At 43.1% G+C, this 26,148-nt stretch carries 21 protein-coding genes; 14 read left to right on the forward strand and 7 right to left on the reverse strand.

Features of this window, described 5'->3' with window-relative positions:
- The first annotated feature begins 18 nt into the window (after positions 1-18).
- From pstA to phoU, 3 genes are all read left to right on the forward strand, one after another.
- Positions 19-906, forward strand: a complete 888-nt coding sequence (gene pstA / locus B0682_RS05435; RefSeq protein WP_078307224.1) for a phosphate ABC transporter permease PstA — start codon at positions 19-21, stop codon at positions 904-906.
- Positions 907-963: 57 nt separating this feature from the next.
- Positions 964-1,869 (forward strand): phosphate ABC transporter ATP-binding protein PstB, encoded by a 906-nt coding sequence (gene pstB / locus B0682_RS05440; protein WP_411350853.1) that lies wholly within the window; start codon positions 964-966, stop codon positions 1,867-1,869.
- 197 nt (positions 1,870-2,066) lie between these two features.
- Complete coding sequence (gene phoU, locus B0682_RS05445) at positions 2,067-2,777, forward strand: phosphate signaling complex protein PhoU (protein WP_078307225.1); 711 nt, start codon at positions 2,067-2,069, stop codon at positions 2,775-2,777.
- A 138-nt stretch (positions 2,778-2,915) separates the two neighbouring features.
- On the opposite strand, the gene B0682_RS05450 is transcribed toward phoU, so the two are convergent.
- From B0682_RS05450 to B0682_RS05470, 5 genes are all read right to left on the reverse strand, one after another.
- Positions 2,916-3,209: an oxidative damage protection protein gene (locus B0682_RS05450; RefSeq protein ID WP_078307226.1), complete on the reverse strand. Its 294-nt coding sequence runs from the start codon at positions 3,207-3,209 to the stop codon at positions 2,916-2,918.
- A 76-nt stretch (positions 3,210-3,285) separates the two neighbouring features.
- On the reverse strand, positions 3,286-3,930 hold the full coding sequence (locus B0682_RS05455; protein ID WP_078307227.1) for a macro domain-containing protein: 645 nt from the start codon (positions 3,928-3,930) through the stop codon (positions 3,286-3,288).
- An 8-nt stretch (positions 3,931-3,938) separates the two neighbouring features.
- On the reverse strand, positions 3,939-5,330 hold the full coding sequence (locus B0682_RS05460; protein WP_078307228.1) for a coiled-coil domain-containing protein: 1,392 nt from the start codon (positions 5,328-5,330) through the stop codon (positions 3,939-3,941).
- A 157-nt stretch (positions 5,331-5,487) separates the two neighbouring features.
- The gene (locus B0682_RS05465; protein WP_078307230.1) at positions 5,488-5,784 is read right to left on the reverse strand and encodes a YheV family putative metal-binding protein; all 297 of its coding nucleotides are present in this window, start codon (positions 5,782-5,784) and stop codon (positions 5,488-5,490) included.
- 119 nt (positions 5,785-5,903) lie between these two features.
- Entirely contained in the window at positions 5,904-8,207 is a 2,304-nt protein-coding gene (locus tag B0682_RS05470; protein WP_078307232.1) for a M3 family metallopeptidase, read from the reverse strand.
- Positions 8,208-8,540: 333 nt separating this feature from the next.
- Here B0682_RS05470 and B0682_RS05475 point away from each other — a divergent pair, with 333 nt between their 5' ends.
- Positions 8,541-9,650, forward strand: a complete 1,110-nt coding sequence (locus B0682_RS05475) for an AOC03_06830 family ribosome hibernation factor (RefSeq protein WP_078307234.1) — start codon at positions 8,541-8,543, stop codon at positions 9,648-9,650.
- 132 nt (positions 9,651-9,782) lie between these two features.
- Here B0682_RS05475 and B0682_RS05480 read toward each other — a convergent pair whose 3' ends face one another.
- On the reverse strand, positions 9,783-11,075 hold the full coding sequence (locus tag B0682_RS05480) for a replication-associated recombination protein A (RefSeq protein ID WP_078307236.1): 1,293 nt from the start codon (positions 11,073-11,075) through the stop codon (positions 9,783-9,785).
- A gap of 245 nt (positions 11,076-11,320) precedes the next feature.
- On the opposite strand from B0682_RS05480, the gene B0682_RS05485 reads away from it, so the two are divergent.
- Positions 11,321-11,779 carry a type IV secretion protein Rhs gene (locus B0682_RS05485; protein ID WP_078307551.1) on the forward strand — a complete coding sequence of 153 codons (459 nt, stop codon included), beginning with the start codon at positions 11,321-11,323 and terminating at the stop codon, positions 11,777-11,779.
- A gap of 2 nt (positions 11,780-11,781) precedes the next feature.
- Here the strand turns inward: B0682_RS05485 and gltA are convergent, their stop codons facing one another.
- Complete coding sequence (gltA, locus tag B0682_RS05490) at positions 11,782-13,071, reverse strand: citrate synthase (protein ID WP_078307238.1); 1,290 nt, start codon at positions 13,069-13,071, stop codon at positions 11,782-11,784.
- An 837-nt stretch (positions 13,072-13,908) separates the two neighbouring features.
- Here gltA and sdhC point away from each other — a divergent pair.
- The 9 genes from sdhC (at position 13,909) to sucD (ending at position 26,024) form a co-directional block, all read left to right on the forward strand.
- Positions 13,909-14,298: a succinate dehydrogenase, cytochrome b556 subunit gene (gene sdhC, locus B0682_RS05500; RefSeq protein ID WP_205760111.1), complete on the forward strand. Its 390-nt coding sequence runs from the start codon at positions 13,909-13,911 to the stop codon at positions 14,296-14,298.
- Positions 14,298-14,675 (forward strand): succinate dehydrogenase, hydrophobic membrane anchor protein, encoded by a 378-nt coding sequence (gene sdhD / locus B0682_RS05505; RefSeq protein ID WP_078307244.1) that lies wholly within the window; start codon positions 14,298-14,300, stop codon positions 14,673-14,675. The genes sdhC and sdhD overlap by 1 nt, the downstream gene beginning before the upstream one ends.
- Positions 14,676-14,867: 192 nt before the next feature.
- Positions 14,868-16,718, forward strand: coding sequence for a succinate dehydrogenase flavoprotein subunit (sdhA, locus tag B0682_RS05515; RefSeq protein WP_078307248.1), 1,851 nt, complete (start codon positions 14,868-14,870; stop codon positions 16,716-16,718).
- A 316-nt stretch (positions 16,719-17,034) separates the two neighbouring features.
- Positions 17,035-17,745, forward strand: coding sequence for a succinate dehydrogenase iron-sulfur subunit (locus B0682_RS05520; protein WP_078307553.1), 711 nt, complete (start codon positions 17,035-17,037; stop codon positions 17,743-17,745).
- Between the two features lie 137 nt (positions 17,746-17,882).
- Positions 17,883-20,741 carry a 2-oxoglutarate dehydrogenase E1 component gene (locus tag B0682_RS05525; protein WP_078307250.1) on the forward strand — a complete coding sequence of 953 codons (2,859 nt, stop codon included), beginning with the start codon at positions 17,883-17,885 and terminating at the stop codon, positions 20,739-20,741.
- A 172-nt stretch (positions 20,742-20,913) separates the two neighbouring features.
- Complete coding sequence (gene odhB / locus B0682_RS05530; protein ID WP_078307252.1) at positions 20,914-22,155, forward strand: 2-oxoglutarate dehydrogenase complex dihydrolipoyllysine-residue succinyltransferase; 1,242 nt, start codon at positions 20,914-20,916, stop codon at positions 22,153-22,155.
- 124 nt (positions 22,156-22,279) lie between these two features.
- Positions 22,280-23,737, forward strand: a complete 1,458-nt coding sequence (gene lpdA, locus B0682_RS05535) for a dihydrolipoyl dehydrogenase (protein WP_078307253.1) — start codon at positions 22,280-22,282, stop codon at positions 23,735-23,737.
- Positions 23,738-23,885: 148 nt separating this feature from the next.
- A complete protein-coding gene (sucC, locus tag B0682_RS05540) occupies positions 23,886-25,052 on the forward strand; it encodes an ADP-forming succinate--CoA ligase subunit beta (RefSeq protein WP_078307254.1) in 1,167 nt (388 codons plus the stop codon).
- A 69-nt stretch (positions 25,053-25,121) separates the two neighbouring features.
- Positions 25,122-26,024 carry a succinate--CoA ligase subunit alpha gene (gene sucD, locus B0682_RS05545; RefSeq protein WP_078307256.1) on the forward strand — a complete coding sequence of 301 codons (903 nt, stop codon included), beginning with the start codon at positions 25,122-25,124 and terminating at the stop codon, positions 26,022-26,024.
- The last annotated feature ends 124 nt before the right edge of the window (positions 26,025-26,148 follow it).

The raw sequence follows: 26,148 nt of genomic DNA on the forward strand, positions 1-26,148 counted from the left end.
TGCAATTAGGATAACATCATGGCTAGCCAACAAGATACAGATTCTTCAGGCAGTTTTTCCCAACGCATGAACAAGTCTTTATATGCAAAACGTCAATTTATTAATAAGTTGGGCTTGGCATTCTCCTACATCACCATGGCATTTGGTTTGTTTTGGCTTGTTTGGATTTTGATTACCTTGATGACAAAAGGCTTTGGCTCTTTGGTGCAGATGCCTGTCTTTACGGCTGACACACCGCCACCCATGACTGATGGTGGATTAAGAAATGCCATTGTTGGGTCTGCCATGATTGCCACCACAGGTTTGTTGATTGGGGCACCTGTGGGGCTGATGGCGGGTATTTATTTGGCGGAATTTAGTCATGGCAGTTGGCTGGGTCGTGCCACTCGCTTTATGAATGACATTTTGTTGTCAGCACCGTCTATTGTGATTGGGTTGTTCATTTATTCATTGATGGTGCGTGGTCATGGATTTTCGGGCTGGTCAGGTGCAGTGGCATTGGCTCTCATCATCATTCCTGTGGTGGTGCGTAGTACCGAAAATATGCTCAATCTTGTGCCACACCAGTTACGTGAAGCGTCTTATGCCTTAGGCGCACCTAAATGGAAAGTGGTGACTTCGGTTACCATGAAAGCTGCCAAAGCAGGCTTAACCACAGGGGTGCTTTTGGGGTTTGCTCGCATCACAGGTGAGACTGCTCCGTTGCTATTTACGGCTTTAAATAACCAATACTTTAGCACCGATATGGGTAAACCCATCGCCAACTTGCCCAACACCATTTATCAATTTGCCATGAGTCCTTATGAAAATTGGCAAACATTGGCTTGGGCTGGGGCATTATTGATTACTTTTTCAGTATTGATTTTAAATATTATTGCTCGTTTTATTAGCCGTGATAAAAAGTAATCCCTTTATTTTATCCAACCATCACTGACCAACCTTTAACTTGTATTCATATTCACCATTTTTAGAGCTGATACCATGACAGACGTAATGAGAAGAAAACCCGCCGCACCCATGTCAACTCAGACCAATACTGACATCAATCCTCATGCTGGTGGCATGTCCCGTTTTGAGAATATTAAAAAAATGAATATGTCATATCTGAATTTGCCTCCTGCCAAAATCACCATTGAGAATTTGGATTTTTATTATGGTGATTTTAGGGCATTAAAAGGCATTAACCTACAAATTCCTGATAATAAAGTCACTGCCTTTATTGGTCCATCAGGTTGTGGTAAGTCCACCTTGTTACGTACCTTTAACCGCATGTACGATTTATATCCGGGCTTGCGTGCTGATGGTAAAATCATGCTTGATGGTGAAAATATTCTGGATAAAGGCGTTGACATTAACTTGTTGCGTGCCAGAGTGGGCATGGTCTTTCAAAAACCAACCCCATTTCCCATGTCTATCTATGATAATGTTGCTTTTGGGGTTAAACTGTATGAAAAGTTAAGTAAGTCTGAAATGGATGACCGAGTTGAATGGGCATTAAAAAAATCTGCCCTCTGGTCAGAGGTGAAAGACAAACTAAAAGCATCTGGGCTATCATTATCTGGTGGTCAGCAGCAGCGTTTGTGTATTGCCCGAGGAGTGGCAACCAAACCTGAAGTCTTGCTCCTTGATGAACCCACATCAGCACTTGACCCCATTTCTACCAGCTCCATTGAAGATTTAATCCATGACCTAAAAGAAGATTATACCATTGCCATTGTGACCCACAATATGCAACAAGCAGCTCGTGTGTCAGATTACACTGTGTATATGTATCTTGGTGATGTGATTGAAATGGGTGAAACCGATGGCTTATTCACCAATCCTCGCCAAAAAGCCACAGAAGACTACATTACTGGGCGTTATGGTTGATGATGGGACATGTTGATGATAAGAAACATAAGAAACACAAACACCATTTGCCCTATTTAAATTCATACGCATCTTCAGTTCATACGTAATAAAAAAGGCATTAACAAGCATAACAACTTAACAAGCATAATAACCAAGTATAATCAACCAAACATAAGCATCAATCCCAACAACCATTAACCACATGGGTCATAAAAATGGACAAACACACCTCAAAAGCATTCGATGAAGAATTATCAAACGCCATCAATCTGTTTTTAAAAATGGGTGAAATGGCGGCAAAACAGGTAGAAAAGGCGGTACAAGCCTTGACTGATGTGAATGAACAACAAGCCGAAGAGGTCATCATTGCTGACAATCAAATCAACCAGTATGAGCGTGAGCTGGATGAACGAGTGTTGCAATTGGTCATCAAAAGACAACCCGCTGCCAGCGATTTACGTCTGGTGATGGCAATGAGCAAAGGGGTGGTGGATTTAGAACGCATTGGTGATGAAGCCAGTAAAATTGCCAGAATGGCAAAAGACTTGGCATCACAAGGCAGCGCCCCAACAGGCTATTCAGAAGCTCAACATTTAAGCAACCAAGTGCGATTAATGATATATGAAGCTTTGGAAGCTTTTCGTAAATTTGATGCTGAAAAGGCCCTTAACGTCATACAACATGACAGTGCCATCAACCGTGAATATCAAAGTGCCATTCGCTCCTTGATGACTTATATCATGGAAGACAGTCGCTATGTCAGCAGAATGCTGAGTGTCATGTGGATATTAAGGGCGTTAGAACGTATTGGCGACCATGCCAAAAACATCGCCGAACTTGTTATCTATACCGCCAGTGGCACAGATGTGAAACATACCAGCTATGATGAAATGGAAAAAACGATATTAAACACACAATCGCATTAAAAAAAGAACAACAGCAAGAAGAACAACAGCAAAACAGCCAAATCAATCAGTCAATTGGCTGATAAACTTAAAATTTGTTTATGCTTGATGTTGCCTGACATGTCTTAGGTTGATTGCACATCAGCCACATCAAATTTTTTATACTTTAGGCGGTGTGTAGCCTGCTGGCTTTTCATAATCACCATTATCCAAAAACAGCTCTCGTTGTTCATTAAGGTATTTTTTGGCATCTGGGTCAATCATGCTAAGGTGCTTTTCATTAATCAACATGGTCTGTAACTCCAGCCATGCTTGCCATGCCTTTTGTGACACGGTGTTCTGTAGCTCTTGCCCTTTGGCATTGGGAAAAGGAGGGTTGGGCATTTTGGGTAGGTCTTTTTGGTATTTACGACAAAAGACGCTGTTGGCTTTGGGGTCAAAGGTGGTTGTCATGATTGTTCTCACTATATGTCTTATGTTTAAAACAGCATTATTTAAAATAAACGTTTAAAACGGATTTTAAAAAATCTTAAGCTAAGTGTTTTGGTAAATGCAAATCTACCCTTAGCTTGGGTAAAGGTGATAAAACACGCACGATGATGGGCTTAATGTCTTCTTTCCACCGCATCACAGGCACAACACCCAACTTAGCCATCTGTTCAGCCATGTGATGTGTTTGGAGCTGTTTATTGGCAAGTTCAGAGACCACAAGTTCTGGTGCCAAGCTGATGCTGTTTTTACCCTTTTTATGGGCATGATGGTCTGTGTATATCAGTGGCTGACAATGCATGGCGATGTGGCGTATGCCTTCGTATCGAATGGGTCGCATTAAGGCTTCTGCCAATGCTTGTAAGCTGGTCTCTAGCCACAGCCGTCGCATGGGGTGGTATGGGTGGTCAGACACCAGCAAATTGGCAATATAGTCAGGGTTGTTTTGGTTACTGGCAACCGCCAAACCTGAATGCTCACGTTGACGTTTGTGCATCAATAATGACCCTGCAGGTAACTCACCACGCTGACACGCCTGCCGATACGCATGATGGTTGTCAGGATACAAGCTTTTACAACGGTTAGATACCCTATCAAGCAGATTGCCTGTGCTGTTGACAGGCAAAACAAACACCTGTGCTCGACTTTGTAAAAATGGCTCTGTGCGTTCTTCAATCTGTGCCATTGTGCTGGTTATTGTGTTTTTTGTGTTTCTAGTTGAGCGATTTGTTTTTCAAGTAAAGCAATGTGTTCCGCTTTATCTTTGGTTAACGCTTCCATGTCTTTGATTTGCTCTTTAAGCAGTTCTTCTTGCTGACTGTACAGTTCTTCTTGCTGTTGTAATTTGTCAATCTCTTCTTTAATCAAGGCAGGGTCTTTTGGAATCTCAGCGGTTAAAATATCATCTGCCGTCAGCTTAGGCTTGGCAACAGCGGTGGTATTTTCAACTGATACGGAATCTGGCACATCAAGGGCATTACTGACATCATCTGCATTTGTGTCAGCTGTTACATCGGCTTGTGTTGTGGGTTGGGCTTGCTCGGCGGCAGCTGCTAGGTCAGCGGATTCATTGGGTGCTGGCGGGGTGTCTGGAATGACTGCCATAGGTTCATTGATGATGGGGTCAGTCGCCATGGGTTCACCTTGATTGCTCAAGAATAAAAATGCCAATACCCCCAATATCCCAAGGACGATTAATGCCATTACTGGCTTTAATAAGTTTGGTGGTAACTGTTTGGCAGATTTTTTCAGTGCTGGTTTTTTGTCGTTTGGTTTTTTGTTTTTTGGCTCTTTTTTACCAAGGAGTTTTGACATTTTATTAGCCTGTTTGGTCTGATTATTTTTATCAGCCACCTTGTTATTGTTGTCATTTTGATAAGTGGTTGGGGTGGTAACCGCTGTGGGGGCTATGGCTGATTCTACGGGTGGATTTTTTGGTGGTGTGTGTGGTTGTGTGTCGATGCTCTGAAAATCAGTAGAATGATGATTAAACGAACTGTCATTAAATGAACTGTCGTCATTAAATATGGGTGCTTCAGTCATATTTTCTGACTGATGATGTAAATGGCTGTCCATGGCGTTTGTGTCATCTGTGTCATTGACATCAAAACTGTCAACCTCAAAATCGTCAACCTCAAAATCGCCAACCTCAAAATCGTCAACCTCAAAACTGTTTATCTCAACATCATGGTCAAAATTGACATGCTCAGTAGATGATGTGTGGGCGTCTGGCTCATCTAAATGAAAGTCAATTTCTTCAAAGTCGCCAAAGTCGTCTGACGCATTGAATTCTGACGCATTGAAACTGTCCGTATGATTATCCGCATTATTGTGTGGGTTAAGGCTGTCAATATCATTCGTCTGATTGGCGTCGATGTCATTGAAATATGGATCATCAACGGCGAGATCAGACACATCAAATGCGTGATGACTTTGTGATGTGTCCAACTCTAAAGACGCATCGTCAAAATCTGCCAATAGGTCATCAGCATCAAAATCAATGCTACTGTTATCAAAGTCTACCTCATGGTTGACTTTATCCAATTTATGGTTGACTTTATCCAATTTAGGGTCATGATTACTCATAAGGCATCAACTTCACTTAACAGACAGATAAAAAAATAAACACGAAGAGTCGCACAATCCATATTTGCACATATTTTGCTTTTAATATAGCAAATTCTTACAAAAATGTCTGTCAATGTGTCTTAAAGTTTGGGTTAATTGTCTATTTTTTTGCTGATTACTCGGTTATGTTGGCAACAGCAATGCCAGCATCGACAATTATCGGTTTGTTTTGTGCCGATACGCTGGTGATGACGTTTGTGTTTTGCTCGTCATTTGTTTGGCTTTTTATCTTGCCTTTTAGGTCATTGGCTTGTGGGCGATGTTCGATGTGTCCACATTGGGTGCATTGAATGTATTCATCAAACTTAGGCTCAAAGACTTGCACCTGTACCACCACATCTAAAGTTTGGCACTGTGGGCAGGTTACGCCAGCCAAAAACTGACGTTTTGGGCGGTTAGATTGATACCGCATGGCAAGTCTCCTTGATGTCATTTGCCTGGATTTGCTGAGCTTGCCTATGACGATTGCACAGCCTTAGCATCATCAGACCCATTGTGATTAAGACCCATTGTCATTAAAACTCATTGTGATTAAGACGCATTGTGAATAAAACCACTGTGGCGAAGTAAGGCATCAATGGTGGCATCTCTGCCACGGAATTTCTTAAAGTTATCTTTGGCGGTATCACTGCCCCCAACCGATAAAATGTGCTGACGAAACGCTTGCCCTGTGTCTTGATTAAAGATTCCCTCTGCTTCAAACTTACTAAATGCGTCTGCTGACAGCAGCTCTGCCCATTTATATGAATAATAGCCAGACGCATAACCCCCAGCAAAAATATGGCTAAAGCCATTGGCAAAGCGGTTATATTTCGGTGTTGGCAACAGAGCAATGTCATCACGCACGCTGTCTAATGTTTGCAAAATGCCTGCATAATCAAGGGCGGGTACTTGACGATGTATTAATAAATCAAACAACGCAAATTCAATTTGACGCAAGGTTTGTAGACCACTTTGGAAGTTTTTGGCGTTGAGTAAGGCGTCCAGCTTATCTTGTGGCAAGGTTTCGCCTGTCTGTACATGACGGCTAATCATTTCAATGCCCTGTCTGTGCCAAGCCCAATTTTCCATAAACTGACTGGGCAACTCCACCGCATCCCACTCAACACCATTAACCCCTGCCACGTCCGTTATCGTTACTTGCGTCAACAAATGATGCAGTCCATGCCCAAATTCATGAAACAATGTCAACACTTCATCATGAGTGAGTAGGCTTGGTGTGCCTGCCTTGTTGTCAGCAGGGGTAAAATTACCCACCATAAAACACACAGGTAACTGATCGGCATTAGGGTGATTGGGATTGGCATATCTGGCTTGAAAACCATTCATCCATGCGCCACTCCGCTTGCCTTGACGAGCATACAAATCAAAATAAAAGCCCCCTATCAGATTGTCCCCATTTGTCTTGGCATCATCATATAATTGATAAAATCGCACATCTGAATGCCACAATGGCACTTCTTGACTGTGGTCAACGGCACTGATGCCATACAAACGCTTGACGATGGCAAACAGCCCGTTAATCACCGCTGGCAAGGGGAAATAAGGACGAATGTCTTCTTGTGATAAATGAAACCTGTCTTGTTTCACCTTTTCAGCAAGGTAGGCTAAGTCCCAAGGTTTTGGCATCTCACCTGCTGACAAAATACCCAACTCAATGCCTTTATCGGTCAGTAATTGCAAATCTTGTTTGGCGGTTGGTGTGGCATGAGTAGCCAACTGACGTAAAAACGCATTCACCTCATCAGCATTGTCTGCCATTTTGGTTGCCAATGACACTTGGGTGTAATCATCAAAACCTAACAGCTGAGCCTTTTGTTGGCGTAATTGTAAAATCTGAGCCATGATGTCAGCATTATTAAATGGCTCGTTCTGATTGTTGGTGTGCGTGTCTAACTCGGACGCTCGAGTCACATACGCCTGATACAACTGCTCACGTAACAATCGGTCATCGGCATGGGTCATCACCGCCAAATACACAGGAATGTCCAAAGTTGCCACATAAGTAGGGGTTGGCAAATCAACCAGCGATGACGCTTGTTGCGTTGATTGATTTTGCTTGGTTTGCTTAATTAATTGCTGACGATACGCTTCACCAGCCGCTGCCAGCATGGCTAATCCTGTTTCGCTAATGCCAGATAATTGCTCAGGCTCTAATGGCAACTTAAACGCTTGCGTGGCATCCAAAACATTATCAGCAAACTTAGCCGATAAGCTGGATAATTGACGCTCAATATCAGCAAAAGTCAATTGCTTATCTTTTGCTAACCCCACACCAGACAGCTCAAATCCTTGCAATGCCAAAAAAATCGCCCGTTGTCTGGCAGAATCAAGACTGGCTAAAAACTTTTTGTCTTGATAAACAGCTTGATAACGATGAAACAGCCCTTGATGCTGTCCCACTTTGGTGCTGTAAGAAGACAGCTTGGGCAACAACTCATGATGTACATGGCGAATCTCATCATTGCTCATCACAGCATTTAGATGCGACACCACCCCCCAACTGCGATCAATGGCTGTACCAATATGCTCAAATGTCATTATGTCTGTTAATGCCTGTTCCACATCAATGTGCTGATTAATGTGCTTATAAATATGTTTGGGGCTATCTGGGTTGTCTGGGCTTTTGTCTTGGTTTAAATCCAATTTGTTTAAATCCAATTTATCCAGCTGATCTAAATACTCATGGGCGTGTTGCAAAGCGGTCTCAACGTGCATTTGCAGTTGTCGTGGTGTGGCTTGGGCAAAGTCAACCAACATCAAACGGTCATCTAAAGCGGTTTTGGCACATAAAACTGAATCTGGGGAAACTGGGGGTAAAGAAACTGAAGACATGATAAACCTTATGTTAAAAACTGATGCTAAAAAAGCGAACCAAACCCATTGATGATTTGTCATCAATCAGATAACTTGCTATAACTTGCCATAAAAGGTTACAAACTGCCACACTATTTACAAATTTACCGCAAATGCTTGCAAATACCAACGGCATCTGCAACTGATTTTTTGCTAAAATAATAAAAGCTAGTCATGGCATTTGCCATTCATCATTTTATCATGATATTTTTTATCATTGTATTTTTGGGTATTTTTGGCTGTTCGTTCGAATATTTTTAGGACATACGACCAAATCCCAACCACAATAACATCAAGAACATAAGGAAAGTTATGAAAGCCACCTTAAAAAGCCTACGCCAAATCAAAGCCAATCCTGCCGTCAGTATTTTTGTTAAGACGCATCGTAAACATCCAGAAAACCAACAAGACCCCATTGCCCTAAAAAACCAACTTAAATTAGCAGAAGACCGTTTAACCAACGAATATGATAAGCGTGTCGCTGGCACAATTTTAGAAAAAATCCATGCCAAAACCGATGAGCTTGATCACAACTATAACTTGGATACCTTGGCCATCTTTGCCAGTGAAGATGATGTTCAGCTCATTCGTTTGCCATTAGATGCCACTGAGCGTGTCATTATTGGGGAGCGATTTGCCACTCGTGATTTGGTTAAAGACATGGCAGGAGCGGTGCATTATTATGTTGTTGTGGTTACCCGTGAGCATGCACGCTTAATTGAAGCCAGTAACGACCGTGTTGTGCATGAATTTGATAAAAAAGACGTGGCACGCACTGAATTTGACAATATCCCATTCCCCATCGAAAACACCACATTATATACCACCAGTGGGGCTGACCGTTCTGCCGCTTCCAATGAGGACAATTACCTTAAAGAATTCCTAAATCGTGTGGATAAAAGTGTGCAAGAGATGTGGGGCGAACATAAAATGCCCATCATCGTGGTGGGTGATGCTCGTAACATCAGTTTTTATAAAGAAGTGTGTGACCGCCCTGAGAACATCATTGGCAGTGTGGATAACGTTACCGATTTAGAAAATGGCAGTGCTGAACACATCGTTGAAAGTGTCCAATCTGCAGTTGAAGCTTATCGCAAAGAGTTGTATGAACAAGCTCAAGGAGAGATAGAAGCTGCCCGTGGTAATAATCTGCTGACCACTGATTTACAGTCTGCTTATCAAGCTGCCTATCAAGGTAATGCTGAACGTCTGTATGTGCAAGAAGGTTATATCCAACCTGCCAAAATTGACGAAACTGCCCAAACCTTAACTCCAAGCGATGACCCCACAGCTGACGGTGTGAACGATGATGCGGTTGGTGAAATCATTGAGCATGTGATGCACAATGGTGGTGATGTGGTATTCTTACCTAAAGGCGTTATGGCAGATGACCTACCATTGGCGTTGGTAAATCGTTATTAATTTTTGTGATTTAACCAATTTATCAGTGGTTAAAATTATCAGTGGCTAAAAATTGTCAGTAAATAAAAANNTTTTTATTTACTGACAATTTGCTCAAGTTTTTGTTTTTTAGTTTGCTTAAGATGACAGTTTTTAGCCTTGCTGTTGGTTTTTTAACCACTGTATATACGCAAAGGTGGCTTGCTCTTTTTGATTATCAGCAAATTCATAAAAGCGCGTGCTGACCAAATTATCAGGTAAATACTGCTGGGGATAATAATGGTTGGGATGGTCATGCGGATAGACGTAATTTATCCCATAACCTTGGTGTTTCATTAACTCAGTAACCCCCTGACGCAGGTGCAATGGCACAGCAGATTGGTCAGTTTTTGCCAGTGCCATTGCTTGATTAATTGCCTTATAACTGGAATTGGATTTTGGGCTGTTTGCTAAATACACCAATGCTTGTCCCAAAATGATTCGAGCTTCTGGCATGCCAATGGATTGCACGCTTCGTAAGGCGGTGTCTGCCATCAGCAACGCATTGGGATTGGCAAGACCAATGTCTTCACTTGCCAAAATCACCAAACGTCGAGCGATAAAGGCAGGGTCTTCGCCTGCGGTGAGCATGCGTGCCATCCAGTAAAGACCTGCATCAGCGTCCGAGCCACGCACCGACTTTATCATGGCAGACACCAAATCGTAATGCCCATCGCCTGACTTATCATAACGCACAAGGCTTGAGCCTGCCACTGCCAGCACCTTGTCATCATTAATGATGATTGGTAAGTTGTGATGGTTATGATGATTGGTGTTAAAATCAGGATGAGACTGAATGGTCAGTTCTAACAAATTCAACGCTTTACGAGCATCGCCTTGTGATAATTGCAAGATGGCTTGGCAAGACTGTAGCTTAATGTTTAAATTTTTAAACATATCATCTTGAGTAATGGCTCGTTGCAAAACGTGCTGAATGTCATCATCACTCAACAGTTCAAGCCGATATACCTGACAGCGAGACAGCAAGGCATTGTTAACACTAAATGACGGATTTTCGGTGGTTGCACCAATTAAGGTGATGTCGCCTGCTTCCACCGCACCCAGCAGGGCATCTTGTTGGGCTTTATTAAAGCGATGAATTTCATCGACAAACACCACAGGTGATTCACCAAACAACCCATCATCTTTTACCAACACTTCACGCAGTTCTTTCACCCCTGAGTTAATGGCGGACAGTGGGCGAAATGGACGGCCGATGGCATCAGCAAGTAGCATGGCGATGGTGGTTTTGCCAATGCCTGCTTCGCCATGCAAAATCATGGACGGCAGATAGCCTTGTGCCACGATACGGCGAATGGGGGCATCGTGTGCAAGTAGGTGGGTTTGCCCGATGACTTGGTCAAGTGATTTTGGGCGAATGCGTTGGGCTAGGGGGATTTGAGTCATGTGGCGTTGATGGGCTTGGGTGTTGGTGGTTAATAGGTAAAATGCTAATCAGCAAGATGTTAATAAGCAAGATGTTAATAAGTAAGCAGGCAAGATAATATGATAAGATGTGGTCATGCCATTGTTCTTATCATAGATTAACACATATTGAATTAAAAACCATTGAATTAAAAGCGTTTATTCATATCATTGATGATGTTCATAACAAAGATGATATTCATACCACGAAATGTGAGCAAACACTGATGTTTTCTTTAACCAGTCAGCAACAATCTTGTTCTAAGTCTCGTTCTTTGACCACAGGAGAAATTGCCATTGCCAAATCTGTATTTGGTGATGATTTAGATACGTCCAGTGTGCAAATTAAGACCGCATGGTGGGTACTTAAAAATTATGCGGTTTCGCCCAATGGCAATATTTATTTTCATCGAGATGATTGGATAGAAGATTTTAGCAACCAAAGTTTGAGTTTGCGAGCATGGTTGGTACATGAATTGACTCATGTTTGGCAAGTACAGCAAGGCATGGCAGTGTTTTATAAAGCGTTATTCAACCGAAAATACAGTTATGTGTTAAAGGCAGGTAAGCCATTTGTGAGTTATGGTATTGAGCAACAAGCACGTATGGTGGAAGATTTTTATAAAAGACGAGAACGCCAACAAAACTGTGATGATTTGTTGGCGTGTATTCCGTTTTTATCTTAAGGTTATTGACGGTCTTCGATGTTTATAAATTCTCGTTTGGTTTCACCCGTATAAAGCTGGCGAGGACGGCCTATTTTAAAGGGGGCAGATTGCATTTCTAGCCAATGGCTGATCCAACCTGCTGTGCGTGCCAAGGCAAAAATCACCGTGAACATTGATGTTGGAATGCCCATCGCTTTTAGGATAATACCAGAATAAAAATCCACATTAGGGTATAGGTTGCGTTCAATAAAATAGTCATCTTCTAGGGCGATTTTTTCAAGCTTCATGGCAAGCTCAAGTTTGGGATCATTGATGCCAAGTTCACCAAGCACTTGGTCGCAAGTCTCTTTCATGACTTTGGCTCGGGGGTCAAAATTTCTGTACACTCGATGGCCAAAGCCCATGAGTTTGACTTCTTTGCGTTTGACTTTTTCCATAAAGTCATCGACATTATCAACCGTACCGATTTCATCTAACATCTCAAGGACAGCTTCGTTAGCACCGCCATGTAAAGGACCCCATAGGGCGGCGATGCCCGCTGCGATACAGGCATAAGGGGTTGCTCCTGTAGATCCTACCAAACGCACGGTTGAAGTTGAAGCGTTTTGTTCATGGTCGGCGTGCAAAGTAAAGATTTTATCCATCGCATCAACCAGCACAGGGTTGACTTTATATTGTGGGTCAGCAGGTGTGGCGAACATCATGTATAAGAAGTTCTCAGCATAACTAAAGTCATTGCGTGGGTACATGAATGGCTCACCTTTTGAGTATTTATAACTCATGGCGGCTAAGGTTGGAATTTTGGCAATTAAACGAATGGCGGTAATTTCACGCTGACGTTCATCGCTGATGTCCAAATTGTCATGATAAAACGCTGATAATGCGCCCACCACCCCCACCATGGTTGCCATAGGGTGAGCATCTCGGCGAAAACCTTCATAAAACTTACGTAACTGCTCATGCACACCAGCATGGTGTTTGACTTTATCATAAAAATCATCTTTTTGTTGCTGTGTTGGCAGTTCACCATGGAGTAAGGCATAGCATACTTCTAGATATTCTGCTTTCTCTGCCAGTTGGTCAATAGGGTAACCACGGTGCAACAGCTCGCCTTTGTTGCCATCAATAAACGTGATTTTTGATTCAACAGGTGCAGTGACTTTAAAACCGGGGTCATAAGACCAATAGCCAGCATCTTGTAAGGCGGAGATATCAAACACAGGTCGCCCTAATGTGCCGTTAATGATGGGCAACTCATATTCGTTGCCATCGACCAAAAGGGTTGCGTTTTTTTGTGATGTATTTGACATGATGTCTTGTCCTTTTTTCCATGAAGTCTATGGCGTCTGGGTCAGACGCTTGCATGTTTTAAACACACATAACGCCTGACTGACGCACATTGATGAATAGTATCCCAATTTGCAAATGAATGGGTATGTGATGCTGGTGTTGATAACTGACTTTTTTAATGGCTGACATGCAAATGGCTGACTTGCAGAACTGGTTGTCATGATTGAATTTAATTAATTCATGATTGACTTTAATCAATAAAAGCTAATGATAATGGTTAATGCCAAACAGATGCAAGAAATTTATGAATCAGCATTAACTTCAGTCATTTTAACTTCAGTCATTTTAACTTCAATCAGTTTAAACCTTCAATCAGTTTAAACAACGTCATCATCAGTGATAAACGCACCATCATAACAAAAACTTGGCAATTTTGCAGTCATAATTAACCACCATTCTTGTTGTTTGGGAACAATTTATTTGTAATTATGGGGCAGGGCTTTTATAATAGCAAAGATTTTATTATCAGTGATCTGTTGATGCTGTTGATGACTTATCCATCGCTTGCCTGATAGCCTGCTAAGCTGTTTTAAGCTAAGTTGTTTTAATTAGTTGCTTTGTTTAGCCACTTTATTTGGTACTTTGTTTATTGGCGCTTTGTTTAGTTGTCTTGTCAGTTAAGTTAAGTTATTTTTATCAGCTGTTTTGCTTATCCATTTTGGCTGAGTTATTTTTAGCTGAGTCATTTTACTGGGTCACTGTTAACCCCATTTCATCATTACCATTTGCATCAAGTCAAAGATGCCTGTCTGTGTCAGAGATTGACATGTTGGCTGTCTTGATATTAAGCAAAAAGGATACCCACTGTGAAGAGTAACCGCCCCGTCAATCTCCAGCTTAGTCAGGTGATTAGCGTTAATGCCAAGTCTCCCATTGCCATCGCTTCTATTTTACACCGTATCTCTGGAATCATTTTATTTTTACTCATTCCTGTCATATTGGTGATGTTACAAAACTCTTTGGCATCGCCAGCTTCTTTTGCTGCCACGTTTGATAATGTGCTGGTGCGTTTTGTGGCATGGGTGTTTGTGGCATCAACCGCTTATCATTTTGTGATGGGCATCAAACATTTGTCGGCAGACATGGGCATGAACGAAGAGTTGCAGTCAGGACGTACTGCGGCGGTGGTGAGTTTTGTTGTTGCGGCCATTTTGATTGTGGCTTCATTTGTATGGGTGATGTTCTAATGATTAAAAATAATTCAGGAACCAAAAGTGCCACAGGTTTGACAGGTTCAGGTCTGCGTGATTGGGTGGTGCAACGTGTCAGTGCGGTGGTGTTGGCGGTATATGGCTTGGTGTTGTTGGGGTTTTTCTTGTTTAATGGCACAATTAGCTATCTTGATTGGGTGTCGTTTATGATGAGTTTGCCCATGCGGGTGTTTAGTTTGCTTGCGATTTTGGCTTTGGCAGGTCATGCTTGGGTGGGCATATGGACGGTACTGACTGATTATGTTAAGTCTTCAGGATTGCGTTTGCTGTTACAATCTTTGATGATTTTGGCGGTATTGGTTTATTTATTTTGGGGCGTTATGATTTTTTGGGGGTCAGGGTTTGTTGTTTGATTCGTCAAGCAAACGTGGTTTAAACATCACATTAATCATAAAAACTGGTTTAAATGCCTTAATCCAAGCAGCAGCAATCCAGTCAGGTAACTTTCCAAATAAGCTAACTTTGCCCAATCGGCTTTTTTTAAGCATTTGCTTTTTACAAGCTTTGGTTTTACATAGAATAGATTTGATAGCAGGAACATCATAATGGCGACAAAACAAGATAACACCATTGCAAATATCAAAACACTTAACTTTGATGCTGTCATCGTGGGTGGTGGTGGTTCTGGTATGCGTGCTTCATTGCAATTAGCCCAAGGGGGCATGAATGTTGCTGTCATTACTAAAGTATTCCCAACTCGCTCACACACAGTGGCTGCCCAAGGGGGAATTGGGGCAAGTTTGGGCAACATGAGTAACGATAACTGGCATTTTCATTTTTATGATACGGTCAAAGGCTCAGATTGGTTGGGTGATCAAGATGCCATTGAGTATATGTGTCGTGAAGCACCCAAAGTGGTGTATGAGCTTGAACATTTTGGCATGCCGTTTGATAGAAACGAAGACGGTACAATTTATCAGCGTCCTTTTGGTGGTCATACTTCCAATTATGGTGAAAAAGCCGTTCAGCGTGCGTGTGCTGCCGCTGACCGTACGGGTCATGCTTTGTTGCACACTTTGTATCAAAAAAACCTACAACAAGGCACGCAATTTTTTATTGAGTGGATTGCTCTTGATTTAATTAAAGATGCTGATGGTAACATCAATGGGGTGATTGCCACTGACCAAGAGTCTGGCGATGTGGCGGTATTTCAAGCACCAACAACCATTCTTGCCACAGGTGGGGCAGGGCGTATCTTTGCTGCTTCAACCAATGCTTATATCAACACAGGTGATGGCTTGGGCATGGCGGTGCGAGCTGGCATTCCTTTGCAAGATATGGAATTTTGGCAGTTCCACCCCACGGGAGTGGCGGGGGCTGGCGTGTTGTTGACTGAAGGTTGTCGTGGTGAAGGGGCGATTTTGCGTAACAAGGACGGTGAGCCGTTTATGGAGCGTTATGCCCCAACGGTCAAAGACTTGGCTCCCCGTGATTTGGTGTCTCGCTCTATGGACCAAGAAATTAAAGAAGGACGTGGTTGCGGCCCTGATGGCGATTATATCGTCATGGACATGACTCATTTGGGCGTGGATACCATCATGAAACGTCTGCCTTCGGTATTTGAAATTGGCAAAAACTTCGCCAACCTTGACATCACCAAAGAGCCGATTCCTGTGATTCCAACCATTCACTATATGATGGGCGGTATTCCTACCACCATTCACGGTCAAGTCATTGTGCCAGATTTACAAGCAGGCGTGAATGAAGATGGCTTGTATGCTCAAGGCAAAATCATCAAAGGCTTATATGCCATTGGTGAATGTGCGTGTGTCAGCGTACACGGAGCGAACCGTTTGGGTACGAACTCTTTGCTGGATTTGGTGGTGTTCGGTCGTGCGGCAGGTAAGCACATCATTGATGAATTTCATCAAAATGACCACAATTATAAGCCCATGTCCCCCAGAGTGTTAGATGATACTTTGGCTCGTTTAAATAAGCTACAGCAGTCCACTGATGGGCATAACGCTCAAGATGTTGCCGATGAGATTCGTCGTACCATGCAACGGCATGCAGGTGTGTTCCGAACACAAAAATTGCTTGATGAAGGGGTTGAGAAAATTTTGGCATTGGCCGATAAAGTCAATAACATTCATCTGGCAGATAAGTCGCAAGTCTTTAATACCGCACGCATCGAAGCGTTGGAAGTGTATAATTTATATGAAGTTGCCAAGGCAACCATCATTTCAGCATCTAAGCGTCATGAATGCCGTGGGGCTCATCATGTTGATGACTATGACCGTCCAGAAGATGACAGTTACGCACCAAACGGTCGTAATGACCATGAATGGATGAAACACACCCTATGGTACTCTGATGATAATAAAATCATCTATAAACCTGTGCGAAAAACACCATTAACTGTAGACTATGTTGAACCTAAGGTTCGTGTTTACTGATGTTTGACACTTGATTGATGCTGAATTAACAAAAGCTGAATTAACACAATCAGAATTAACAAAAGCTTAATGAGTAATAAATGTTTGACTAACAATGGCTAACCGTGGGTTGAAACTAGGTTGTTGAAACTAGGTTATAGGTAAACTAGATTAATGGGTCAACTGAGTGTTGACCACATAACGCCATAAACACATCATAAACACATAATGCCATAAAATAGACCGTCTTTGATATTAACCGACATGATGAATTTGTGCCATTGTCTGTTAAACCGATGCCACAAATGACAAAAAATGACAAATGGGAGTAAGCACCATGAGCCGAGGCACTCGCACCATCGAAATTTATCGCTATGACCCCGATAAAGACAAAGCCCCATACATGCAAACTTATACGATTGAGCTATTAGACTCAGACCGCATGTTATTAGATGTGCTGTTACGTCTAAAAAAACAAGATGAAACGTTGACATTTCGCCGTTCGTGTCGTGAGGGCATCTGTGGCAGTGATGGCATGAACATCAATGGCAAAAATGGTCTGTCTTGCTTAATTAACATGAACACATTGCCAAAAAAAATCATCATTCGTCCGCTACCAGGTTTGCCTGTGGTGCGTGATTTGGTGGTGGACATGAACCAGTTTTATGAGCAGTACGAAAAAGTGCATCCATTTTTAATCAATGACCAACCTGCACCCCCTGCTGAACGCCTACAATCACCAGAAGAGCGTGAAAAGCTTAATGGCTTATATGAATGTATCTTATGTGCGTGTTGCTCAACGTCTTGCCCATCGTTTTGGTGGAATCCAGATAAGTTCTTAGGGCCTTCTGCTTTGTTAAATGCGTATCGTTTTGTGGCAGACAGCCGTGATAATGACACACAAGCCCGTTTGGCACGCTTGGACGACCCATTTAGTCTGTTCCGTTGCCGTGGCATCATGAACTGTGTGTCAGTTTGTCCCAAGGGTTTAAATCCAACCAAAGCCATTGGGCATTTGCGTAATCTATTGCTTGAACAAGCTGGCTAATGCGTTTATCATCAACTAACGTAGATTGACGAAGGTAAATGCACACAGAAGACAAGACAGATGAATTTGTGTGCTTTTAATTTAAATCATTGAAGCCAATCATAAACACCTCTAAAAATCATCAAAAGTTGGAACTTATGAACACATCTAATCTCGATGTCTCACGTGGACACACTGAGCTGGCAGGCGATAATGCTGGCTACATCGAATATCTGTATGAACAGTATCTCAATGACCCAAACAGCGTTGATGCCGATTGGCAAGCATACTTTAAAGCGTATGACAGTGGCGAAGAAGCCCACCATTTGGCAATACAAGACCAGTTTTTGTTATTGGCACGCAACCAAACAGCCAACAAATCTGTTTTGGTAACCAATGACGGCGTGAGTGGTGAGTGTGTTGACCCCAATCAAATGGGGGTACAAAAACTCATATCCGCTTACCGTCGCCGTGGGCATCGTAAAGCCAAGCTTGACCCCTTGCATCTGCACCCCCGTGCTGAAGTTGAAGATTTGACTTTGGCATATCATGGGTTAAGTGATGCTGATTTAGACACGGTATTTCCAACCAGTGATTTGAACATTGGCAAATCTCAGGCGACTTTGCGTGAGATTATTGACGTTATGGAACGAGTTTATTGCAGTCACATTGGCGTAGAATACATGCACGTAACGACCAGTGCTGAGAAACGTTGGTTTGAAGAACAGCTTGAGAGCAATTTGGGGTTTATTTACTTTGATGATGATAAGAAAAAATCCATTTTAGAGCGATTGACCGCTGCCGAAGGTTTAGAAAAATACTTGGCACGCAAATATATCGGTGTCAAACGTTTTGGTTTAGAAGGGGGAGAAAGTTTTATCCCTGCGATGAATGAACTCATTCAGCGTGCAGGTGGCTATGGCACAAAAGAGATGGTCATTGGCATGGCTCACCGTGGTCGCTTAAATGTGTTGGTGAATATTTTGGGTAAAAACCCAGCCAGCTTGTTTGATGAATTTGATGGCAAAGTACAGCCTGAAAAAGGCTCAGGTGATGTTAAATATCATAACGGTTATTCGTCAAATGTGATGACTCCAGGTGGTGAAGTGCATTTGGCACTGGCATTTAACCCATCACATTTGGAGATTGTCTCACCTGTTCTTGAAGGGTCGGTACGGGCTCGTCAAATACGCCGTCATGACGAAACTGGCAATACCGTATTGCCGATTGTGGTGCATGGTGATGCTGCTTTTGCAGGTCAAGGCGTGGTACAAGAAACGTTCCAAATGTCACAAACTCGTGCTTATACCACAGGTGGTACGGTGCATTTTGTCATCAATAATCAAGTGGGATTCACCACATCACGACAAGAAGATGCTCGCTCAACCGAATATTGTACCGACATTGCCAAGATGGTGCATGCACCGATTTTACATGTGAATGGTGATGACCCAGAAGCGGTGGTGTTTGCCACACAGATTGCCTTGGACTATCGTCATACCTTCAAAAAAGACATTGTGCTGGATATTTTTTGCTATCGCCGTAACGGACATAACGAAGCAGACGAGCCATCAGGGACACAACCTTTGATGTATGCCGTCATCAAAAAATTGCCAACCACTCGTGAACAATACGCCAAAAAGCTGATTGAAGCTGGGGTGATTGATGCTCAAACCGAAAAGCAATATGAAGATGGTTATCGTGAGTCATTAGATGAAGGCGAATATGTTGCCAATTCTTTGGTGCGTGAGCCTAATGCTGATTTATATGTTGATTGGTCGCCATATTTGGGGCATAAGTTTGAAGATGATTGGGACACCAGTGTCGATATTGATAAGTTAAAAGCTTATGGACGACAAATGGCAAAACTGCCAGCAGGTTATCAGTTGCAACGCCAAGTACAAAAGGTGGTGGAGCAACGCCTTGCCATGCAAACAGGCGAAGAGCCATTAAACTGGGGTGCAGCAGAGACATTGGCATATGCCACTTTGGTAGAAGAAGATTATTTGGTGCGAATCACAGGGGAAGATGTGGGGCGTGGCACATTCTCACATCGGCACAGTGAACTTTATAATGTCAATACTGGTGAGATGTATGTGCCACTTGCTCATATGAGTGACTCCCAAGCACGTTTTGCCACTTATAATTCGCTGTTATCAGAAGAAGCGGTATTGGCATTTGAATATGGCTATTCCACCACCATACCCAAATCTTTGATAGTGTGGGAAGCTCAGTTTGGTGATTTTGCCAATGGTGCCCAAGTGGTTATTGACCAGTTTATTTCCAGTGGGGAGACCAAATGGCAACGTGTCAGCGGTTTAACCATGCTGTTGCCACATGGTTATGAAGGTCAAGGTCCAGAACATTCCTCTGCTCGCCTTGAACGCTATTTACAACTGTGTGCTGAAGACAATATGCAGGTCATCACACCCACGACACCAGCACAGATATTCCATGTCTTACGCCGTCAGGCCATTCGTCCAATTCGTAAGCCACTTATCGTCATGTCACCTAAGAGCTTATTGCGCCATAAACTGGCGGTATCTAACCTAGAAGAACTGGCAAATGGTAAGTTTGAAACAGTGATATCAGAGACAGATGCACTCGATACCAACAAAGTCACTCGTTTGGTTTTTTGTGGTGGCAAGGTCTACTATGACCTACTTGAAAAACGCCGTGAATTGGATTTAGAGCATGTGGCGATTGTGCGTATTGAGCAGTTATACCCATTGCCAGAGGCACGCATATTAGAAGAGATTGGCAAATATCCCAATTTAGAAGACATCTTATGGACGCAAGAAGAGCCACGTAACCAAGGGGCTTGGTATTATCTGGCACCACATATGTTCCGCCTGATTGCACCACCGAAGCCTGCAACACGCCCAACCAAAGCGTATTTGCGTGATCCAGTAGCACGCCCACCATCAGCAGCCCCAGCGACTGGCTCGCCAAAAATTCATGCTCAACAGCAGGAGGACTTGGTTCATCGTGCGTTGGGATTGGAGAAATCTGAATAAAGAAATCTGAATAAATTGGTATTTTTTAAATCATGACTTTTTAATTCGATTTCTTAATTCAATGGTGCTTGAAACGTATGGTCGGTAAATCAGTGGTCAGTGAATTAATAGACACAATCATTGAATTGACCAACAATCTTATCATTTAAAAAAATTTTCAAAGGAGCCTTTCATGGCAGATATCAAAGCCCCCGTATTTCCAGAGTCCGTTGCTGATGGCACGATTGTTGAGTGGCATGTCAGTGAAGGTGAGCAAGTCAATCGTGATGACGTATTGGCAGAGATTGAGACTGATAAAGTGGTCTTAGAAGTTGTTGCCCCTGATGATGGTGTGCTCACCAAAATCGTTAAAGGTGTGGATGAAACGGTACAATCAGCTGAACTGATAGCCCAATTTGAAGCAGGTGCAACAGGCTCTGTGCCCGATGACAGCCAAACTGAAGACAGCCAAGCAAAAGATACCCAAGCTGACAAACCAAAAGCCAACCAAGATTCTCCTGCCAAAGATGATGGCAACACACCCACAGACATCAATGCTGAAGGTAGCCCAGCGGTGCGTAAGGCCGCCCGTGAGACAGGTATTAACCCTGCTGACGTACAAGGCAGTGGTCGTGGCGGCCGTGTTACCAAAGAAGACATGAAATCACCAACCTTAAAAGCAGACAGCAACATCAAATCTGACAGTGGGCGTCCAGTTGCTGACTCAGTTGGTGAGCGTGTTGAAAAGCGTGTGCCAATGACTCGTTTGCGTAAGACAGTTGCCAATCGCTTGCTGGCCGCCACCAATGACACCGCCATGTTGACCACGTTTAATGAAATCAACATGAAGCCACTGATGGACATGCGTAGTAAATACAAAGACCAGTTTGAAAAGCGTCATGGGGTAAAATTGGGCTTTATGTCCTTGTTTGTTAAAGCCGCCACTGAAGCCTTAAAACGCTTCCCAGCGGTTAATGCTTCGATTGATGGTGATGATATCGTCTATCATGGCTATTATGATGTGGGTGTGGCGGTGTCATCTGACCGTGGTTTGGTTGTGCCTGTCTTACGTAACACTGATCGCATGAGCATGGCAGATGTTGAAGATGGCATTCGTCAGTATGCCAATAAAGCTCGTGATGGCAAGTTATCATTGGACGAAATGACGGGTGGCACATTCACCATTACCAATGGTGGTGTGTTTGGCTCTTTGATGTCAACTCCCATTTTAAATCCACCACAAACTGCCATCTTAGGCATGCACGCCATCAATGAACGTCCCATGGCGGTTAATGGTGAGGTAAAAATTTTACCGATGATGTATGTGGCGTTGTCTTATGACCATCGTCTGATTGATGGTAAAGATGCGGTACAGTTTTTGGTTATCATTAAAGAGTTGGTGGAAGACCCAACCATGTTATTATTGGACTTATGATGTTTGAGACTGATGGTACTCATGGCAATCTGGCAATCTGTTCATTGTAATGTGAGTAATGTGATTGGTCATATGTTATAGATAAAATAGATAATACGTTATTTTAAAATTTTAAGGAAAAACCATGAAAAACAGTTATGATTTGGTCGTCATCGGCGGTGGTCCTGGTGGTTATGAAGCCGCCATTCGTGCGGGTCAATTGGGCATGAGTGTTGCCTGTATCGAAAAACGAGTACATAAAGGTGAGCCTGCTTTGGGCGGTACTTGTCTCAACGTCGGCTGTATCCCATCAAAAGCCTTGTTAGACAGCTCACACCGTTATGAAGCCACTCAACATGAGCTTAGTGAACACGGCATCAGCACAGGTGATGTCAGTATCGATGTCAAAAAAATGTTGCAACGTAAAGACAACATTGTTAAAGGGTTAACTGGTGGGGTGGCTGCTTTATTAAAAGGCAACGGTGTTGACTGGTTACAAGGCGTAGGTACGCTTGAAGATGGTAAAGGCGATAGCAAAAAAATCACCTTTACCCCATTAGATGAGTCACAAGAAGCCCAAAGCATCACTGCCAAATACGTCATTTTAGCGGCAGGTTCTGTCCCTATTGAGATTCCTGTTGCCAAAACTGATGGCGAGTATGTCGTTGACTCAACTGGGGCATTAGAGTTTGCTGAAGTGCCTAAGCGTTTGGGTGTGATTGGGGCAGGAGTCATCGGTTTGGAACTTGGCTCAGTGTGGCGTCGTTTGGGCAGTGACGTGGTGGTGTATGAAGCCATGCCTGAGTTTTTGGCAGCAGCAGATGATGAAATTGCCAAAGAAGCTGGTAAATTGCTCAAAAAACAAGGTCTGGATATCCGTGTGGATACCAAGGTTACCAATGCCCAAGTCAAAGATGGCCAAGTAGAAGTAACCAGTGAAAAAGGTGGTGAAAGTAGTACAGACACTTTTGATAAACTGATAGTCTGTGTGGGTCGTCGTGCTTATTCAGAAAAATTGCTTGGTGAAAACAGTGGTGTAAAAATGACCGATCGTGGTTTGGTTGAAGTTGATGACCAATGTAAAACCAACCTTGACGGTGTGTATGCCATTGGTGACTTGGTGCGTGGACCCATGCTTGCTCATAAAGCCATGGAAGAAGGCATGATGGCGGTTGAACGCATTCATGGTGAGAAACCACAAGTCAACTATGACACCATCATCAGCGTGATTTATACGCATCCAGAGATTGCCTGGGTTGGCATGACCGAACAACAAGCCATTGAAAAAGGTCATGAAGTGAAGACAGGCACGTTTAGCTTGGCGGCAAATGGTCGTGCTTTAGCACAAGGTGAAGGCATGGGTCTGGTCAAAGTGGTGGCAGATGCTAAAACTGACCGCCTGCTTGGCATGCACATGGTTGGCGTTGGTGCAGGAGACATCGTTCACCAAGGTATGATAGCCATGGAATTTGTCTCTAGCATTGAAGACTTACAGTTGATGACCTTTGCTCACCCAACTGTCTCAGAAGCGGTACACGAAGCAGCATTATCAGCAGATGGCAGAGCCATTCATGCCATTCAACGCAAAAAACGCAATAAATAATGCCCAGCGCCTATCATGTCCATGTTTATCACACCAATCCTTATCATGATAGGACGCTTATCATCGTGGTTTAACTGTGTATGGAGTTTCATTAAAGCCACATGAAAACCACATGAATTAAAATCAAAAAGACAAAAGGACACTCTCAATGAATCTACATGAATATCAAGCCAAAAACTTACTAAAATCTTATGGCCTACCCATTCAAGAAGGCATCATCGCCCATAATGGTGATGAAGCTGCCGATGCGTTTGATAAAACCCCAACAGATGTTGCGGTCATTAAAGCCCAAGTGCATGCTGGTGGTCGTGGTAAGGCTGGTGGTGTAAAACTGGTCAAAAGCCGTGAAGAAGCCAAACAAGTTGCCGAAGAGCTTATCGGTAAAAACTTGGTAACTTACCAAACTGATGCTGATGGTCAACCAGTTAACTTTGTGTTGGTTGCCGAAGACATGTATCCTGTACAGACCGAGCTATATTTGGGTGCGGTGGTTGACCGCTCAACCCGCCGTGTGACTTTTATGGCATCAACTGAAGGTGGTGTTGAAATTGAAAAAGTGGCAGAAGAAACACCTGAGAAAATCTTTAAAATCAGCGTTGACCCTATGATTGGTCTATTGCCCTTTGAAGCACGTGAAGTGGCATTTAAGCTTGGCTTAGAAGGCAAGCAAGTTAATCAGTTTGTCAAAATCATGACAGGGGCCTATCAAGCGTTTGTGGATAATGACTTTGCCCTATTTGAAATCAACCCATTGGCAGTGCGTGAAAATGGCGAGCTTGCTTGTGTTGATGGCAAAATCGGTATTGATTCAAATGCCTTATATCGCCTACCAAAAATTGCACAAATGCGAGATACTTCGCAAGAAAATGAGCGTGAGCTTAAGGCTTCTGGATTTGAGCTTAATTATGTCGCCTTAGAGGGCAACATCGGTTGTATGGTCAATGGAGCAGGTCTTGCCATGGCAACCATGGACATCATCAAGCTTTATGGTGGCCAACCAGCCAACTTCCTAGATGTGGGTGGTGGTGCAACCAAAGAGCGTGTGGTTGAAGCCTTTAAAATTATCCTAGAAGATGACAGCGTACAAGGTGTATTGATTAATATCTTTGGTGGCATCGTTCGCTGTGACATGATTGCTGAAGCCATCATCGCAGCGGTAAAAGAAGTGGACGTTAAAGTTCCTGTCGTTGTACGCCTAGAGGGCAACAATGCTGAAAAAGGTGCTCAGTTATTGGACGAATCAGGGCTACAACTTATCTCTGCTCAAGGCCTGTCTGACGCTGCCCAAAAAATCGTTGATGCTGTCAAAGCCTAATGGTCATATGAAAGCATCACAAAACATCATCATGCAAAACGTCATCATACAAAAGAATGGGAGAAAATAATGAGTGTACTGATTAATAAAGACACCAAAGTGTTGGTACAAGGTTTTACTGGTAAAAATGGCACATTCCACTCAGAACAAGCCATCGAATACGGCACAAAAATCGTTGGTGGTGTTACCCCAGGTAAAGGTGGACAAACACACTTAGACTTGCCAGTATTTAATACCATGAATGAAGCGGTCAAAGCCACTGGAGCAAACGCATCTGTTATCTATGTGCCAGCCCCATTTGTGCTGGACTCAGCCATCGAGGCCATCGACTCAGGTGTCAAATTGGTGGTCATCATCACCGAAGGCGTGCCTACCATGGACATGCTGAAAGTCAAACGCTACCTAGAAAATCATAACGCAGACTTAGTTGCCAAAGGTGAAGACATCGTGCGTATGGTTGGTCCTAACTGCCCAGGTGTCATCACCCCAGGCGAATGCAAGATTGGCATCATGCCCGGTCACATTCACCAAAAAGGCAAAGTGGGCATCATCTCTCGTTCTGGCACATTGACCTATGAAGCGGTTGCTCAGACCACCAAACTGGGTTTTGGTCAATCCACTTGTATTGGCATCGGTGGTGATCCCATTCCGGGTATGAACCAAATCGATGCCCTAAAACTGTTTCAAGATGACCCACAGACTGAAGCCATTGTGCTTATCGGTGAAATTGGTGGCACTGCCGAAGAAGAAGCGGCTGCCTTTATCAAGGGTAACGTTACTAAGCCAGTCATTGGCTATATCGCTGGCGTAACTGCACCAAAAGGCAAACGCATGGGACACGCTGGGGCAATCATCTCTGGTGGCAGTGGCACTGCTGAAGAGAAATTTAAAGCCTTTGAAGATGCTGGCATCGCCTATACTCGTGACCCATCTAAGATTGGTGAAAAGGTGAAAGAAGTGACAGGTTGGTAGACAGATGTTTGTTTATCAATGTTATGAATGATAGGATTTTAGATTAGAGTATATCTCCATTTAAATAGCATTATTTGAATGGGGAATATGCTTTTTCAAAAGTATGTACTTTTCCAAAAATAAA

It is taken from the genome of Lwoffella lincolnii (assembly GCF_002014765.1).
GTDB classification, from domain to species: domain Bacteria; phylum Pseudomonadota; class Gammaproteobacteria; order Pseudomonadales; family Moraxellaceae; genus Psychrobacter; species Psychrobacter lincolnii.

Bases quoted from the DNA above. Each gene is read 5' to 3' on its own strand.
- pstA (WP_078307224.1), top strand. From the start codon at position 19: ATGGCTAGCCAACAAGATACAGATTCTTCAGGCAGTTTTTCCCAACGC.
- phoU (WP_078307225.1), top strand. From the start codon at position 2,067: ATGGACAAACACACCTCAAAAGCATTCGATGAAGAATTATCAAACGCC.
- B0682_RS05450 (WP_078307226.1), bottom strand. From the start codon at position 3,209: ATGACAACCACCTTTGACCCCAAAGCCAACAGCGTCTTTTGTCGTAAA.
- B0682_RS05455 (WP_078307227.1), bottom strand. From the start codon at position 3,930: ATGGCACAGATTGAAGAACGCACAGAGCCATTTTTACAAAGTCGAGCA.
- B0682_RS05460 (WP_078307228.1), bottom strand. From the start codon at position 5,330: ATGAGTAATCATGACCCTAAATTGGATAAAGTCAACCATAAATTGGAT.
- B0682_RS05465 (WP_078307230.1), bottom strand. From the start codon at position 5,784: ATGCGGTATCAATCTAACCGCCCAAAACGTCAGTTTTTGGCTGGCGTA.
- B0682_RS05470 (WP_078307232.1), bottom strand. From the start codon at position 8,207: ATGTCTTCAGTTTCTTTACCCCCAGTTTCCCCAGATTCAGTTTTATGT.
- B0682_RS05475 (WP_078307234.1), top strand. From the start codon at position 8,541: ATGAAAGCCACCTTAAAAAGCCTACGCCAAATCAAAGCCAATCCTGCC.
- B0682_RS05480 (WP_078307236.1), bottom strand. From the start codon at position 11,075: ATGACTCAAATCCCCCTAGCCCAACGCATTCGCCCAAAATCACTTGAC.
- B0682_RS05485 (WP_078307551.1), top strand. From the start codon at position 11,321: ATGTTTTCTTTAACCAGTCAGCAACAATCTTGTTCTAAGTCTCGTTCT.
- gltA (WP_078307238.1), bottom strand. From the start codon at position 13,071: ATGTCAAATACATCACAAAAAAACGCAACCCTTTTGGTCGATGGCAAC.
- sdhD (WP_078307244.1), top strand. From the start codon at position 14,298: ATGATTAAAAATAATTCAGGAACCAAAAGTGCCACAGGTTTGACAGGT.
- sdhA (WP_078307248.1), top strand. From the start codon at position 14,868: ATGGCGACAAAACAAGATAACACCATTGCAAATATCAAAACACTTAAC.
- B0682_RS05520 (WP_078307553.1), top strand. From the start codon at position 17,035: ATGAGCCGAGGCACTCGCACCATCGAAATTTATCGCTATGACCCCGAT.
- B0682_RS05525 (WP_078307250.1), top strand. From the start codon at position 17,883: ATGAACACATCTAATCTCGATGTCTCACGTGGACACACTGAGCTGGCA.
- odhB (WP_078307252.1), top strand. From the start codon at position 20,914: ATGGCAGATATCAAAGCCCCCGTATTTCCAGAGTCCGTTGCTGATGGC.
- lpdA (WP_078307253.1), top strand. From the start codon at position 22,280: ATGAAAAACAGTTATGATTTGGTCGTCATCGGCGGTGGTCCTGGTGGT.
- sucC (WP_078307254.1), top strand. From the start codon at position 23,886: ATGAATCTACATGAATATCAAGCCAAAAACTTACTAAAATCTTATGGC.
- sucD (WP_078307256.1), top strand. From the start codon at position 25,122: ATGAGTGTACTGATTAATAAAGACACCAAAGTGTTGGTACAAGGTTTT.